This is a genomic window from Pseudomonas sp. D5(2026), assembly GCF_057766845.1.
Genome location: NZ_CM173421.1, coordinates 1,376,510 through 1,388,881, shown reverse-complemented (window position 1 = coordinate 1,388,881; position 12,372 = coordinate 1,376,510). Strand labels below are relative to the sequence as shown.

Sequence of the window (12,372 nt, the reverse complement as noted above, 5' to 3'; positions counted from 1 at the left end):
GTTGTTCGATCATAATCGAACTATGGCAATTAATGAAACCCCCGTTATCATGTCAACCATGCGAGCCTATAAACATCCCAACCCCGAAGACCTTATCCTTGAACGCCTGCTCTATGCGCTCAGCGACCCCGTGCGCCTGGAAATCGTCCGCCACCTGGCCGGCGTGGCCGAGGCCAGCTGTGGCGAGCTGGACGGAGGTCGGCCGAAGTCGAGCATGTCCCATCACTTCCGTGTGTTGCGTGATGCAGGGTTGGTGCAAACCCGCAATGTCGGGACTACCCATATGAATTCGCTGCGTAGCGAGATGCTGGATAAGCGGTTCCCGGGGTTGCTGGAGTGCATACTGCGCCAGCAGTGATACCTGTGCAGGCCTCTTCGCGGGTGAACCCGCTCCTACAGGGATGGCGATAAGCCTGAGGGTTGCGCTGTGCTTGGCAAAAAAAAGCCACGAGGTCTCCCCCGTGGCTAGTTTCACAGCAATGGTCGATTACAGCGCCATGTCGTTCTCGGGCTTGCTCTCAACCGGGTCGCTCGCCGCGCCACCGAATTCAACGCTGGCGTCGATCACCGGCGGTTTCCCCAGCTGCAGCACTTCAGCGGTGTAGTTCCACTCTTTCTGGGTGGCCGCTGCCGAATCGTTCAGCTTGGTGCCGTAGCTCGGCACGATTTCCTTGATCTTGGCCTGCCACTCTGGGGTAGCGACCTTCTCCTTGAACACCGTTTCCAGCACGTGCAGCATGATCGGCGCAGCAGTCGAAGCACCCGGCGAGGCACCCAGCAGCCCAGCGATGGTGCGGTCTTCGGACGCCACCACTTCAGTGCCCAGCTTCAGCACTCCGCCCTTCTCGGCATCACGTTTGATGATTTGCACGCGCTGGCCGGCCTGCCACAGGCGCCATTCTTCTTTCTTGGCGTTCGGGAAGTAGGTGCGCAGGGCTTCGAAGCGGTCATCGTCAGACAGCATCAGCTGGCCAGCGAGGTACTCGACCAGTGGGTACTGGTCGATACCGACTTTGGTCATCGGCCACACGTTGTGGGTGGTGGTGCTGCTCAGCAGGTCCAGGTACGAGCCATTCTTCAGGAACTTGGTCGAGAAGGTGGCGAACGGGCCAAACAGGATCACGCGCTTGCCATCCAGCACACGGGTGTCCAGGTGCGGGACCGACATGGGTGGTGCACCGGTCGAGGCGATACCATAGGCCTTGGCCATGTGCTGCATGGCCACGGTCGGGTTCTCGGTCACCAGGAACGAACCGCCTACCGGGAAGCCTGCGTATTCCTTGGCTTCCGGAATACCCGACTTCTGCAGCAGCTTCAATGCGCCGCCGCCGGCACCGATGAACAGGAATTTGGCGTCGGTGGCCGACTCGGTGCCGTCCTTCAGGTTCTTGTATTCGACGTGCCAGGAGCCGTCCTTGTTGCGGGTGATGTCCTGCACTTCGCTGGACAGCTTCAGGTCGAAGCCTTTCTGGGTCTGCAGGTGGCCGACGAACTGACGGGTGATCTCGCCAAAGTTGACGTCGGTGCCGATTGGCGTCCAGGTCACGGCCAGCTTCTGGTTCGGGTCGCGGCCTTCCATCATCAGCGGGACCCACTTGGCGATCTGCGCGTGGTCCTCGGAGTACTGCATCGGGCGGAACAGCGGGCTGGTCTGCAGTGCGTCGTAACGTTTCTTGAGGAACTTGATGTTGTCATCGCCCCACACGAAGCTCATGTGCGGTGTGGTGTTGATGAACGAGTGCGGGTTCTTCAGTACGCCCTGGCGTACCTGCCACGACCAGAACTGGCGGGAGATCTGGAAGGCTTCGTTGATTTCGATGGCCTTGGAGATGTTGACGTTGCCGTCTTTGTCTTCCGGGGTGTAGTTCAGCTCGGCCAGCGCGGAGTGGCCGGTACCGGCGTTGTTCCAGCCGTTGGAGCTTTCTTCGGCCACGCCATCCAGGCGCTCGACCATTTCCATCGACCAGCTTGGCTCCAGCTCGTGCAGCCACACGGCCAGGGTGGAGCTCATGATGCCGCCGCCGACCAGCAGCACGTCTACTTTTTTGGTTTCTGCAGCGTGCGCTTGAATGACGCTTGCAGCGACCGCCAGACCCAGCAAGGTCTTGCCAGCTTTCTTGAACATTGATCATTTCCAGTCAGGAGAACAGAGTGAGGGCCTGTGGCTGGCCCCGGTATAGCGTGTTCTTCAGCGCAGGCTTGTTGTTGATCATTGTTCAGCAGCCAGAGAACCAGAAAACGACTCGGCCTTTAGTCGAATTGACCGACAAGGCTGAATCGTTTTTCCGATTGTATCTGAAATGCCAGCACAAACAAATTGCAGGCCGGAGCGTCAAGGCGACCGGTTGCCCCAGCGGCAGAATGTCACGCCAAAAAACAAAAACCCCCGACCATGTACATGACCGGGGGTCTTGGATCACGCCGCAAGCGTCGCGATCAGGGTACCGCCAAGATTACTGCTGCTGAGGCAGTTTATCGATCGGGCCGCAGCCACCGATGATCTTGGAGATGGAAACCGAAGGGTGGAACAGGTAGTCGTAGGTGCAGTTTTTCGGTTGGTTGTAAACCTGGCCAGTGCAACCCGACAGCAGGGCAACACCCGAAACGACAGCAACGGCAACGGTGGCCTTGAACAGCTTTTTCATTACTCAGTCCTTTAAATGAATCATCTTCGACCATCGTCTGATGGCCGCGGAATCATACAGACTCCAGGCATTGGATCCAAGCCGCACTTGGCACAGGTTCTTTGCAACTGTGCAACAACAGGTTGAAAAGCGCGCCGTTGGCGACGATAGTTCAGCGCACTGCCTTCGCAATGCCCAACAGGAACTCACCATGCTTGGCGTCACCGACTACGGCGCATTCGTCATCGCCTTCCTTATTCTTCTGGCCATCCCCGGCCCGGGCAATTTCGCCCTGATCACCGCCACCGGCAAGGGCGGTATCAAGGCAGGCCTGGCCGCGACCTGTGGCGTAATCGTGGGCGACCAGGTGCTGCTGTGGCTGGCGGTAGCCGGCGTCGCCACCCTGCTGGCCACCTACCCTGCCGCCTTTCATATGGTGCAGTGGGCGGGGGCTGCATACCTGGCCTACCTGGGCCTGCGCATGCTGCTGAGCAAACCCGGTGGTGCAGCACACACCTGCCGCATGGACAACGGCCAGTACCTGCGCCAGACCATGATGATCACCCTGCTCAACCCCAAGGCGATCATGTTCTACATGGCGTTTTTCCCGCTGTTCGTCGACCCGGTGAAGCACCAAGGGCTGGTGACGTTCGGTTTCATGGCGGCGACAGTGGCGGTGGTGACCTTCCTGTATGGGCTGATTGCCGTGGTGCTGACCCATCAACTGGCCGAGCGCATGCGCGCCAACCCGCGAATTGCCAATATGTTCGAGCGACTGGCGGGGGCTTGCCTGGTGGGATTCGGCATCAAACTGGCGGCGATGCGCTGATCCCAAGCCCGACAGGGTCCGGGCACACCTGACAGCAAAAAAAGCCCCCGGCAACTCAGGGTTCCCGGGGGCTTGCTCACTCAGCCATTACCCAATCAATTGGTTTCCAGCTGATACGCCTTGCTCACGAATAACGCTGCAAACAGGCTCTTGCCTTCCTTGAAGGTGTACTGCTCTTCGAAACTGCCGTCTTCGACCAGCTTCTGCCCGATGGCGCACTCCGAGTCGCTGTGGTTCTTGGCCTTGGCGCCAAAGTCACTGCTCCACGACGACAGCCCAACCTCCTGGCAGAAGGCTGCGAACTTTGCCTTGGGGACTTGCTGCTGGTAATCGCTGAAAGCCTCTTTCAGCGATTTGAAGCCACTGTAGCTCACCGAGTAGTTCTCGACCTTGGCCTTGCGGGCAAAGCCGCTCACCGCTTCAGCCAACACCGCCTGGCCGGTGTACGGGCTGTACGCGCCAATCAGCATCGCGCTCAGGGCACTCTTGAGCTGTGTTTCGACATCGTCCAGCTCCGGCAGCGACTGGAAGTCGGCCTTGCGCACGATCTCCCCCACCTTGGAGCCGTCGTTGCGGTGGGTGACCACGAACGCCATCGAGCCTTCGCCATCGCTGGAGCGCTTGATGGTGAAGTCCAGGTCGACCGTGGTACCAAAGTCACCGGTGCTGCTGACCAGAAACGCGCCGGTTACTGGCTGGCGCACCGCCATGTTGGCGCCCCAGGTGAAGTTCGACGGGGCGGCCCGACCATTGGCGGCCAGCTCGGCACGTGGCTGGACTTCGTCGCTGACATCCGCCACCAGCACGACTTCAGCCCCCTTGCTGGCAACGTAAGGGTTGGCCATCTGCATGCCCAGCAACTGGATATGAATGCTGCCATCCTTGCTGTCTCCGTCATGGGCCAGCTTCAGCGCATCAGCCTTCAGGTACACCCCGGCCACATTGCGGCTGACATTGAGCTGGTACTTGGCCCAGCCCGCCAGGCCTTCTTCAGCCGAACCACCCTGTACGGACTCCATCAAGCCCGACAGGCCGCGCATGAACTGCTGGGCGCCATTGGTCTGCGCCGCCGCCACGCGGATCTCCGGGTCGGCTACCGTCAGGTTGCCGGAAAACGCCGAGTAGGAAATGTCCCCCTCAGACAGCACATCCTCAAGGAAATAGCGCTCCTTGAAGTCGTCGTAGTAGGCCAGCGCAGCCTTCTTGCCCGAGCTGGCGACCATCGCATAGCCACCACCGAGCACCAGCACCGCTGCGGCCACACCGCCAATCAGCAGCTGCTTCTTGTTCATCTGTTTGATCATGGTGTTTGCCTCACTGGACCATGGCGGAAGCGTTGTTCCAGTCGTTCACGTACTGTTGGGAGACCTCGGGGGTCCAGCTGAAATCGATACCGGCGTTGGGGAATTCCTTGGCCAGCACGGCGCCGAACGACACGCGGTCGGCACAGTGGTCCTGTTTGCAGGCCTCGGGTTCACCGGCGCTGTAGGCACGGTAGGTAGGCACGGCGCGGCCGTCGTCCAGCGGGTAGTACGGCGTGGCGTTGGCCACCTGGGTCACGTACCAGCCTTCGCTGTATTCCTCGTCCGCAACCAGGCGGCCGTTGCTCGGGAAGTCGATGCTGTAGAAGTCACCTTTCTTGCCGGTAACGTGCACCATCATCGGCACTACGCTGGCCGAGGTCGCAGGGTTTTGCTGCTCCAGTGGCGAAGCGAAGCGCACCTTGATACCGGCCATCTGCGCCAACGCCTCGGTTTCGCGCCCCTTGAAGTCGCTCATGCCGTCCTGCAACTGCTGGTAACGTTCCAGCACACGGGTGTGCACGCGGGCCAGTTCCTGTTGGCGCTGACGCTGCTCACGCACACGCTGCTGCTCGCGCTGTACCGCCCAGTTGGCTCCGTCGCGCACATCGAAGAACAGGCCTTGGCGGTTGATGCCGATGCGGTTGCGAGTGATTTTCTGCGCGTCGTTGCCCCAGATGTTGTTCGAGATCGCCGACAGGTCTTTGACGATGAACAGGTTGGCCACATCGGTGGTGGTCGGCGAGGTGGTCTTGATCAGGTCGAAGATTTCCAGCGCAGCTTCCTTGTACTTGGTCGCGTCCAGGGCAAACGACTCGTCCGGGGTGACCGCGACGTAGTAAGGGTCGCTGCCGAACGGGCGGAGCACGCCGTAGCTGGAGCGGGTGAACGTCAGGTACACCTTCATCTGCCGGCCGGGGATCTCACCGACCAGGAACGCGGCCTGGTCAGCTTGCGGCGTGAGATAAGAAACGGCCTTGTCCTTTACCGCAGGCTCAAGGTTCTTGTTGAAGATCAAACCACTCGGGTGAGCATAGACGCGGGTCCAGTTATCACCCCGGTAGGTACCCACAGCCTTCCAGCTGATTTTGTCGAAGCTGCCTTCACCAAAGCCGGACGCCGGGCACGGCATGGCCGGGGTGGTGCCGAACGACAGGGTGTCGCCATCGCCGATGATCGAGGTACTGAGCACCCATTTGCAGCCGGTGCCGTCCGTTACCTGCATCAGGTTGCGGTTTTCCAGGACCACCGAGCGACCGAAGTCCGAAGTGGGGGCTGCGGCGACTGCTGTGGCAGGTGCCGGAGCGGGCGGCACAACAGGGGCTGCTGCCGGAGCTTCGGGGGCCGGGGCTGGCTCTGCGGCTACGGCTGGCGCGGGCGCGGGCGCGGGGGCCGGAGCGGGTTTTGCCTGCGCAGGTGCGGCTTCGACCACTGCCGGGGCCGCTGCAGCAGCAGGGGCTGGGGCTGGGGCCGGAGCAGGTGCCGGTGTCGGTGCAGCAGCAGCCGGTGCTTCTGGCTGCGCAGGTGCCGGAGCGGGGGCAACTGCTGCAGCCGGCGCCGGGGCGGCAGTGGCAGGCGCAGCAGCCAGTGTCACCAGCCCCAGGTTGCTGGCATTGCCCGAGCCGCTGGCGTACAGGTTGCCCTTGGCATCGACCGCCTTCCAGCTCACCTTGGCGGTCGAGCAGTCCTTGGCGAACACGAACGGCAGCTTGGTCAGCAGGCCTGACAGCAGTTCCTGGTTATCCCAGGCCGGGCGGGTGATGGTCAGGTCGACCTGGGGCTTGCACCAGCTGGTGGCATCCCCAGGCACTTCGACCTTGATGTTGTCTTTCTTGGAAAAGGCCAGCTCATGGGCGAACGCCTGCGGTACCAGACCACAAGCGCCGATCACTGCCAGCGCGAGCGCGTGCTTTTTCATGGATTTCCTCAGATCAGTTCCCAGGTGCCATTGGCTTGTTTGCAGAAGGTGTTCTGCTCTTGCTCAGTCTTGCCGCTTTGCGATTTCAGGCTGACGGTGACAGGGCGGCAGGCCGCTTCGGCGGCAACTGTCTGGGTCGGCAGCGACTGCACCGAGTCCAGGTCGAAGCCTTGGGTTTCCTTGCTGGCAGCAACGTCCAGCTCGTCCAGGTTCACCGCCGGGGTCACGCGCTTGGCCACGGCCTGGGCCTTGGGCTCGACGTAGTTCTTGTGCACATAGCCAACGGTCACACCCTTGCGCCCGACCAGGATCCAGTCACCGGTGGAGCCCACGGCGGTGAATTCGGTGTGGTTCTTCAGGCTGCCGACCTTCTCGCCAGTCTGATTGGGCGCGGCGCGCACATTGAGGTTGTCGCTGGTGGTCACATACGGCTCGTTGATCAGCTTCATCGACGGCACCGCCTGGATCTTCGGCGCGCGCTTGACCTCGACCTGCTTGGTCTTGGTGTATTCCTTGCCCGGCACGATCTGCGCGGTGGCACCCGAATGGTCGGACTTCCAGGTCACCGGCTGGGCGCTGGCGGTGGTCTGCTGCTGGCTCAGCACCTCCTGGGTGCGCAGCGCCAGGGCCTGCTGGTCCTTCTCGTCCAGCATGTGGCCGATACGGTTGCCCATGTAGGCACCGATGCCACCCGCGATCAGGGCTGCGGCGATCTTGCCGTTACCACTGCCCATGGTCGAGCCGATGGCCACACCGGCCAGGCCACCGATCACGGTGCCCGCTTGCTCTTTGCTGATACCGAGCTGTGCACAGGCCGTGGTAGAGGCGATGGCGACCGCCAGAAGGGACGCGACGAATTTCTTGTGCAAGTGGAGCACTCCATTTTCGGTGGGGCGCACAGCCGCGTACCGCAGCCAATGGTTGGCGGCAGCATTCAAAGTTGTGCGGGGTTTTCAGAAAGTGTGCAGCACTGGCCGCAGACGACAATTCAGCCGTCCAGCGAGGGGCGCAGGGGGAGACCAGTACGGCGCAAAGCATCCAACGAATCCATGTCAGGAAGAGTTCATCGCCCAGCGCGCGTAATCATTACGGCGTGTGGCCTGGGCGTGAGTGGCGTATCAGAGCGCCGCATTGTAGCCTAAGGTGCCATTGGCAGTTCAAGACAAAATGTTGCAGGAAGCCTGTCTGATGTATTGGTAGAAATCCGTCCTACAACTTGTACTCAGAATTATCCCCTTCCTTGTAGGGCGTTTCCCAAACATACTGCCAACCCGCTCAAACGGTTGCGACGGATTCGGTCGCGCTCTAGTCTCGGCTCGTCGTTGTGAAATCAGCGACCGGCTTTGACAGGCCGACTACTCAAGTTTCCGTTGCAGCGCTTAATGGCAGCTGTGCATGGGGCACATTCGTGTGCGCCGGGTCCTTGGGTACCGGTCTGTCAACCCATGTATAGCTGCCTCCATTCGTTTGACAGCGTTGCCAGGCGGCTCCACTACCCAAGGAGCTTACATGCGCAAGACAGTCCCCGATCCGCCCTACTCCCCCGATTCCACCCAGATCCTGCAAGACACCCTGGTCCAGTCTTCAGAGTACGTGCTCTGCGCCCTGTCCGTGGCCCGCCAATCCGTGCAACTCGAACCTACCGCCCACAGCTCGATCGTGATGCAGGCCGTAATTCATGAAATGGAAGCGGTACAGGGGCTGGTCGAGTCGGCGTTGATGCAGTTGCAGATGCGGCCGCATTTACCCACAGAGCCTCACACCTTGCATTAGCAGGTCAGGCCTCTTCGCGGGCACGCCCGCTCCCACAGGGTCATCACAGCCGTCACGCACTGCACAGTACCTGTGGGAGCGGGCGAGCCCGCGAAGAGGCCAGCCCAGGCAACCCAAAATCCAGGGAAACAAAACAATGCCCACCGACAACACACCAGAACCCACCACAGTCGGCAAGACCTGCTTCTACCAAGGCGAAAACAACACCCACCCGCTGTTCCGCATCGAGCCCGGCATCCCCTGCCAGGACGCCCGCGAGCAGGCCTCCGAACTGATGGGTTACGTGCGCGACCTGATCATCACCGGCCTGATGGACGGCGACCAGAAACTGATCTGGGCCTCGCATTACCTGAGCGCAATGGCCAAGGCGCTGCTGGATGATGCTGAGTTGGGGATGATGAAAAAGTAAGCCGCAACGAAAAAGCCCCCGAAAGCTTTCGCTTCCAGGGGCTTGATCTTGTATGGCGGAGAGATAGGGATTTGAACCCGCCCGAGGATCTCAATAGGCCCCCGGAGGCCAGCATAAACGGCTATTCTGGCTTTAGCGGATGGCCTGCATAGGCCTAACACGCCCTAGGATTTGCCCTAAATTTGCCCTAAGAATTCTCGTACCTGGAGCATACGCATGGATGACCAAGCCTCGACCACAGCTGACACCCTTGAGCTGTTGCTTCTGAACCAGGTCGCCATCAGAGCAGCGCTTGAAGAACTGTCATTATGGGTGAGCCATCGTGGCTCGACTCACATCCACGAAAACGTCATGAGTGCCCTCGCAAACATGGACATGCATACTGAAGCGATCTCCAGCGGTATTGAGCGCTTGCGCTTGTGAGCGACGAAACCGTCAGCGCCGGGTCAAACGTTAGTGTGTGGTCAAGCCAATGACCGCAGCGTGAAGAAGCGCCGATCATCGATTGGGCATGTGCTTCATCCACCCTCAGCGAACCAGCTATTAAGGTCCGGGTAGCACTTTTCGCCCGAAGACATCCGCGCGACAACAGAAAGTTTCGTTGCACCAATCAGAGAAATACTGCAAATTACAACTTACAACAAACCATCGCCTCCATCTAACAACCACAAAGCGAGTTAAAATGGCTCCCCACATTCAGAAAATTGGCGGCAAAATTCCCGATACTGAAACCCAACTAAACATTCCACTAGATGGGAAAAACCTAATTATAACCGGCACCAACGGATCAGGGAAAACCTGGTTTCTCAGGCAACTAAATAGCAGTCTATCAAAAAAATTATTGATGAATGAACCATCACTAAGCCAACTATACAAAGAGATGGACGAACTAACAACAAGAATTAATCAAAGCCAAAATTACGAATTCCGCCACAACAACACCAGAGCAGTAGAAAACCTACGCAATCAGATCAAATATTATGAATCACGAATTTGCTTAGACTTAGATCAAACCCCATCAAATGAAGCTGCACAAATGATGATGTTCTTTGAAGCAGAGCGACAGTCATCCATAAGCCCTGCAGCATCGATATCAAGCGTTGACATAAGCAAAGCGCAGTGGCGATCCAGCATAGAACAAAATTTTGTTGGCAACACACTAGAGCAACATTTGGCAAACTTAAAAAGTCGAGCCGCAATCGTCGCAAGATACGAAAACAACGAGGAGTACGCTAAAGGTATTGATGAATGGTTCGCCAACCAAGAACTAAATCTAAAGCTCCTCATGGAGGACGACTCCACAAAACTAGTTTATGACCCTAAAAAGGACACCTTCACAATAACCCGAGAGGGGAAACGTGACACAAACTTTCAGAGCCTGTCCTCAGGCTACTCATCAGTATTTAGCATCTACAGCGAAATCCTCATGCGAACCGAGGTGCTCGACATCCCACCCGCCGAGTTCAAAGGTGTAGCATTCATCGACGAAATAGAAACCCACTTACATGTTTCGTTACAGCGTCTAATCCTCCCATTTTTTAAAAGTGCATTCCCTAACATACAATTCATCATAACAACGCACTCACCATTCATACTAACCTCTACACCCGATGCTGTCGTGTACGACATCAGTGCCAATACGGTCGTTGACGCAGACCTCTCGCTTTTTACCTACGCTGCGGTAATGCAAGGGATTTTGAATACCAAAGCAACGTCAGTTGTACTAGAGAGAATCATTAAGAACATATCACAAATAATAAACTCCACTCCCGTCGACACGCTATCACTCCGCACAGAACTACACAAGCTTCATGACTCTTTCGATCTTTTGGACAGTCGCGCCAAAACCTTCTATCGACTGGGCGAAAAAGCACTTACTGATAGTGAGAACGAAAATGTTCAAGGTTAACCGACCAAAGGACGCCCCGAATTGCAATGAGCAAACCGGCTACAACACTCCAGACATAGTCAAAACGCTTGAAAAAATATTCTTGGGGAAATGCTATTTATGTGAACAAGACTCATTGAGCGACCCCGAGATCGAGCACTTCCAACCACATAAAGGAAATAAAAAATTAAAGTTTGATTGGAACAACCTCTACTACGCATGCAGCAGGTGCAATAGCCTGAAAGGGTCAAACCACATAAATATTTTGGACTGCTGCGATCCGGAGACAGATGTTTTCTCACCCATAAAACTTATTCTTCCCTCTCGCTACGATGATGATATAGAGGTAAGCCTTACTGAAAAAGAGCCCAGTGAGCAAACAATAAACACTGCCAAACTACTCGACAGATGTTATAACGAAGATGCCACTGGACTACGAGGTATTACCAGAGCTGCACTAATTGAGAAAATTCATTCTGACTACCATCAACTCGTTGGCTACAGAAACATAGTGACATCCGTCAGGTTCGCCGACGAAGAAAAAGTTATCCCAATGGGCCGTATCAAAACTATGCTCCAAAGCAAATATCCATTTTCTGTTTTTTGGAAGTGGTGGGTACTTGGCGATCGTAAGCTGCTGGAGGCCATGCCGGAACTAAAAGAACTAGCAAAATGACAGCCCGACTAGAAAAGCTGGCTCAACAAGCTCGGATACCAATTCATGATCACCAGCTCACCGGTCACCTCCGCCTTGCCCTGCCGCTGGTTCGTATTGCTGTAGCGGATATCTAGGCACTCGAAGTGGAAGCCGTCGAAGGCACGCCGGATGTCCGGGTGGTCGTTGATGCTGACCATCACTCTGCCCTTGCATCGGCGCATGAAGTCAGCCATGCGCTCGTACTCCTCGAAGGGAAAGTCCACGCCGTAGCCGGCGGTCTGCCAATAAGGCGGGTCCATGTAGAAGAACGTGTGTGCTCGATCGTAGCGCTCGGCGCAGGCGAGCCAGGACAGGTTCTCGACGTAGGTGCCGGCGAGTCGCTGCCACGCGGCGGATAGATTCTCCTCGATACGCAACAGATTGATGGCCGGCCCGGTGGTTGCGGTACCGAACGTCTGCCCGGTGACTTTGCCACCGAAAGCGTGCTGCTGGAGATAGAAGAACCGGGCAGCACGCTGGATGTCGGTCAGGGTCTCGGGGCGCGTCATCTTCTGCCACTCGAAGATCTGACGGGAACTGAGCGCCCACTTGAACTGGCGCACGAACTCCTCAAGGTGGTTCTGCACAACGCGGTAGAGGGTGACCAGGTCACCATTGAGATCGTTCAGCACCTCCACTGGGGCGGGCTGGGGACGCATGAAGTACAACGCGGCTCCGCCGGCGAACACTTCGACGTAGCATTCATGAGGGGGAAAGAGAGGGATCAAGCGGTCGGCCAGGCGGCGTTTGCCACCCATCCAGGGGATAATTGGAGAGGTCATAGGTACGCAAGTCTTTACTGTATGGATAAACAGGTGTTAGGCTCGCCGCGCTTTGTGCACAAGGCAGAGGCCACGGCTGGACTTGCAGGAAGGGTCTGCGGGTTCGGCGGGCCGGGCTGGATGTTGGCGCATCCACCCGGCTCGCCTCTTT

General features: G+C 57.8%; 13 protein-coding genes. 7 read left to right on the top strand and 6 right to left on the bottom strand.

The window, feature by feature from the left end; genetic code table 11:
* Positions 1–22 precede the first annotated feature (22 nt).
* Positions 23–358 carry an ArsR/SmtB family transcription factor gene (locus AC3B5Q_RS06480; protein ID WP_021783354.1) on the top strand — a complete coding sequence of 112 codons (336 nt, stop codon included), beginning with the start codon at positions 23–25 and terminating at the stop codon, positions 356–358.
* Between the two features lie 129 nt (positions 359–487).
* Here the strand turns inward: AC3B5Q_RS06480 and mqo are convergent, their stop codons facing one another.
* Both mqo and AC3B5Q_RS06470 read right to left on the bottom strand, forming a co-directional pair.
* Entirely contained in the window at positions 488–2,125 is a 1,638-nt protein-coding gene (gene mqo / locus AC3B5Q_RS06475; RefSeq protein ID WP_021783353.1) for a malate dehydrogenase (quinone), read from the bottom strand.
* Between the two features lie 328 nt (positions 2,126–2,453).
* Entirely contained in the window at positions 2,454–2,645 is a 192-nt protein-coding gene (locus AC3B5Q_RS06470; RefSeq protein ID WP_003254720.1) for a YhfL family protein, read from the bottom strand.
* A 190-nt stretch (positions 2,646–2,835) separates the two neighbouring features.
* On the opposite strand from AC3B5Q_RS06470, the gene AC3B5Q_RS06465 reads away from it, so the two are divergent.
* Complete coding sequence (locus AC3B5Q_RS06465) at positions 2,836–3,453, top strand: LysE family transporter (RefSeq protein ID WP_003254721.1); 618 nt, start codon at positions 2,836–2,838, stop codon at positions 3,451–3,453.
* A 95-nt stretch (positions 3,454–3,548) separates the two neighbouring features.
* Here AC3B5Q_RS06465 and AC3B5Q_RS06460 read toward each other — a convergent pair whose 3' ends face one another.
* Genes AC3B5Q_RS06460 through AC3B5Q_RS06450 form a run of 3 tightly spaced genes read right to left on the bottom strand, consistent with a single transcriptional unit; the run spans position 3,549 to position 7,541 of the window.
* Positions 3,549–4,757 carry a hypothetical protein gene (locus AC3B5Q_RS06460; protein WP_004575731.1) on the bottom strand — a complete coding sequence of 403 codons (1,209 nt, stop codon included), beginning with the start codon at positions 4,755–4,757 and terminating at the stop codon, positions 3,549–3,551.
* 10 nt (positions 4,758–4,767) lie between these two features.
* Entirely contained in the window at positions 4,768–6,672 is a 1,905-nt protein-coding gene (locus tag AC3B5Q_RS06455) for a hypothetical protein (protein WP_279935112.1), read from the bottom strand.
* Positions 6,673–6,680: 8 nt separating this feature from the next.
* Positions 6,681–7,541, bottom strand: a complete 861-nt coding sequence (locus AC3B5Q_RS06450) for an SH3 domain-containing protein (RefSeq protein WP_021783350.1) — start codon at positions 7,539–7,541, stop codon at positions 6,681–6,683.
* A gap of 640 nt (positions 7,542–8,181) precedes the next feature.
* Here AC3B5Q_RS06450 and AC3B5Q_RS06445 point away from each other — a divergent pair.
* The 5 genes from AC3B5Q_RS06445 to AC3B5Q_RS06425 all read left to right on the top strand — a co-directional run bounded on the left by AC3B5Q_RS06445 (position 8,182) and on the right by AC3B5Q_RS06425 (position 11,418).
* Positions 8,182–8,445, top strand: coding sequence for a hypothetical protein (locus AC3B5Q_RS06445; RefSeq protein ID WP_021783349.1), 264 nt, complete (start codon positions 8,182–8,184; stop codon positions 8,443–8,445).
* A 136-nt stretch (positions 8,446–8,581) separates the two neighbouring features.
* A complete protein-coding gene (locus tag AC3B5Q_RS06440) occupies positions 8,582–8,854 on the top strand; it encodes a DUF3077 domain-containing protein (protein ID WP_021783348.1) in 273 nt (90 codons plus the stop codon).
* 216 nt (positions 8,855–9,070) lie between these two features.
* Complete coding sequence (locus AC3B5Q_RS06435) at positions 9,071–9,277, top strand: hypothetical protein (RefSeq protein WP_488392943.1); 207 nt, start codon at positions 9,071–9,073, stop codon at positions 9,275–9,277.
* A 259-nt stretch (positions 9,278–9,536) separates the two neighbouring features.
* On the top strand, positions 9,537–10,763 hold the full coding sequence (locus AC3B5Q_RS06430; protein WP_488392942.1) for an AAA family ATPase: 1,227 nt from the start codon (positions 9,537–9,539) through the stop codon (positions 10,761–10,763).
* A complete protein-coding gene (locus AC3B5Q_RS06425) occupies positions 10,750–11,418 on the top strand; it encodes an HNH endonuclease (protein WP_488392941.1) in 669 nt (222 codons plus the stop codon). The genes AC3B5Q_RS06430 and AC3B5Q_RS06425 overlap by 14 nt, the downstream gene beginning before the upstream one ends.
* 8 nt (positions 11,419–11,426) lie before the next feature.
* On the opposite strand, the gene AC3B5Q_RS06420 is transcribed toward AC3B5Q_RS06425, so the two are convergent.
* A complete protein-coding gene (locus AC3B5Q_RS06420) occupies positions 11,427–12,221 on the bottom strand; it encodes a DNA adenine methylase (RefSeq protein ID WP_488392940.1) in 795 nt (264 codons plus the stop codon).
* Between the last annotated feature and the right edge of the window lie 151 nt (positions 12,222–12,372).

What these genes read in the sequence shown, in the direction of transcription:
- AC3B5Q_RS06440 (WP_021783348.1), top strand. Translation starts at nt 8,582, where the DNA reads ATGCCCACCGACAACACACCAGAACCCACCACAGTCGGCAAGACCTGC.
- AC3B5Q_RS06430 (WP_488392942.1), top strand. Translation starts at nt 9,537, where the DNA reads ATGGCTCCCCACATTCAGAAAATTGGCGGCAAAATTCCCGATACTGAA.
- AC3B5Q_RS06480 (WP_021783354.1), top strand. Translation starts at nt 23, where the DNA reads ATGGCAATTAATGAAACCCCCGTTATCATGTCAACCATGCGAGCCTAT.
- AC3B5Q_RS06460 (WP_004575731.1), bottom strand. Translation starts at nt 4,757, where the DNA reads ATGATCAAACAGATGAACAAGAAGCAGCTGCTGATTGGCGGTGTGGCC.
- AC3B5Q_RS06470 (WP_003254720.1), bottom strand. Translation starts at nt 2,645, where the DNA reads ATGAAAAAGCTGTTCAAGGCCACCGTTGCCGTTGCTGTCGTTTCGGGT.
- AC3B5Q_RS06445 (WP_021783349.1), top strand. Translation starts at nt 8,182, where the DNA reads ATGCGCAAGACAGTCCCCGATCCGCCCTACTCCCCCGATTCCACCCAG.
- AC3B5Q_RS06455 (WP_279935112.1), bottom strand. Translation starts at nt 6,672, where the DNA reads ATGAAAAAGCACGCGCTCGCGCTGGCAGTGATCGGCGCTTGTGGTCTG.
- AC3B5Q_RS06420 (WP_488392940.1), bottom strand. Translation starts at nt 12,221, where the DNA reads ATGACCTCTCCAATTATCCCCTGGATGGGTGGCAAACGCCGCCTGGCC.
- AC3B5Q_RS06425 (WP_488392941.1), top strand. Translation starts at nt 10,750, where the DNA reads ATGTTCAAGGTTAACCGACCAAAGGACGCCCCGAATTGCAATGAGCAA.
- mqo (WP_021783353.1), bottom strand. Translation starts at nt 2,125, where the DNA reads ATGTTCAAGAAAGCTGGCAAGACCTTGCTGGGTCTGGCGGTCGCTGCA.
- AC3B5Q_RS06465 (WP_003254721.1), top strand. Translation starts at nt 2,836, where the DNA reads ATGCTTGGCGTCACCGACTACGGCGCATTCGTCATCGCCTTCCTTATT.
- AC3B5Q_RS06435 (WP_488392943.1), top strand. Translation starts at nt 9,071, where the DNA reads ATGGATGACCAAGCCTCGACCACAGCTGACACCCTTGAGCTGTTGCTT.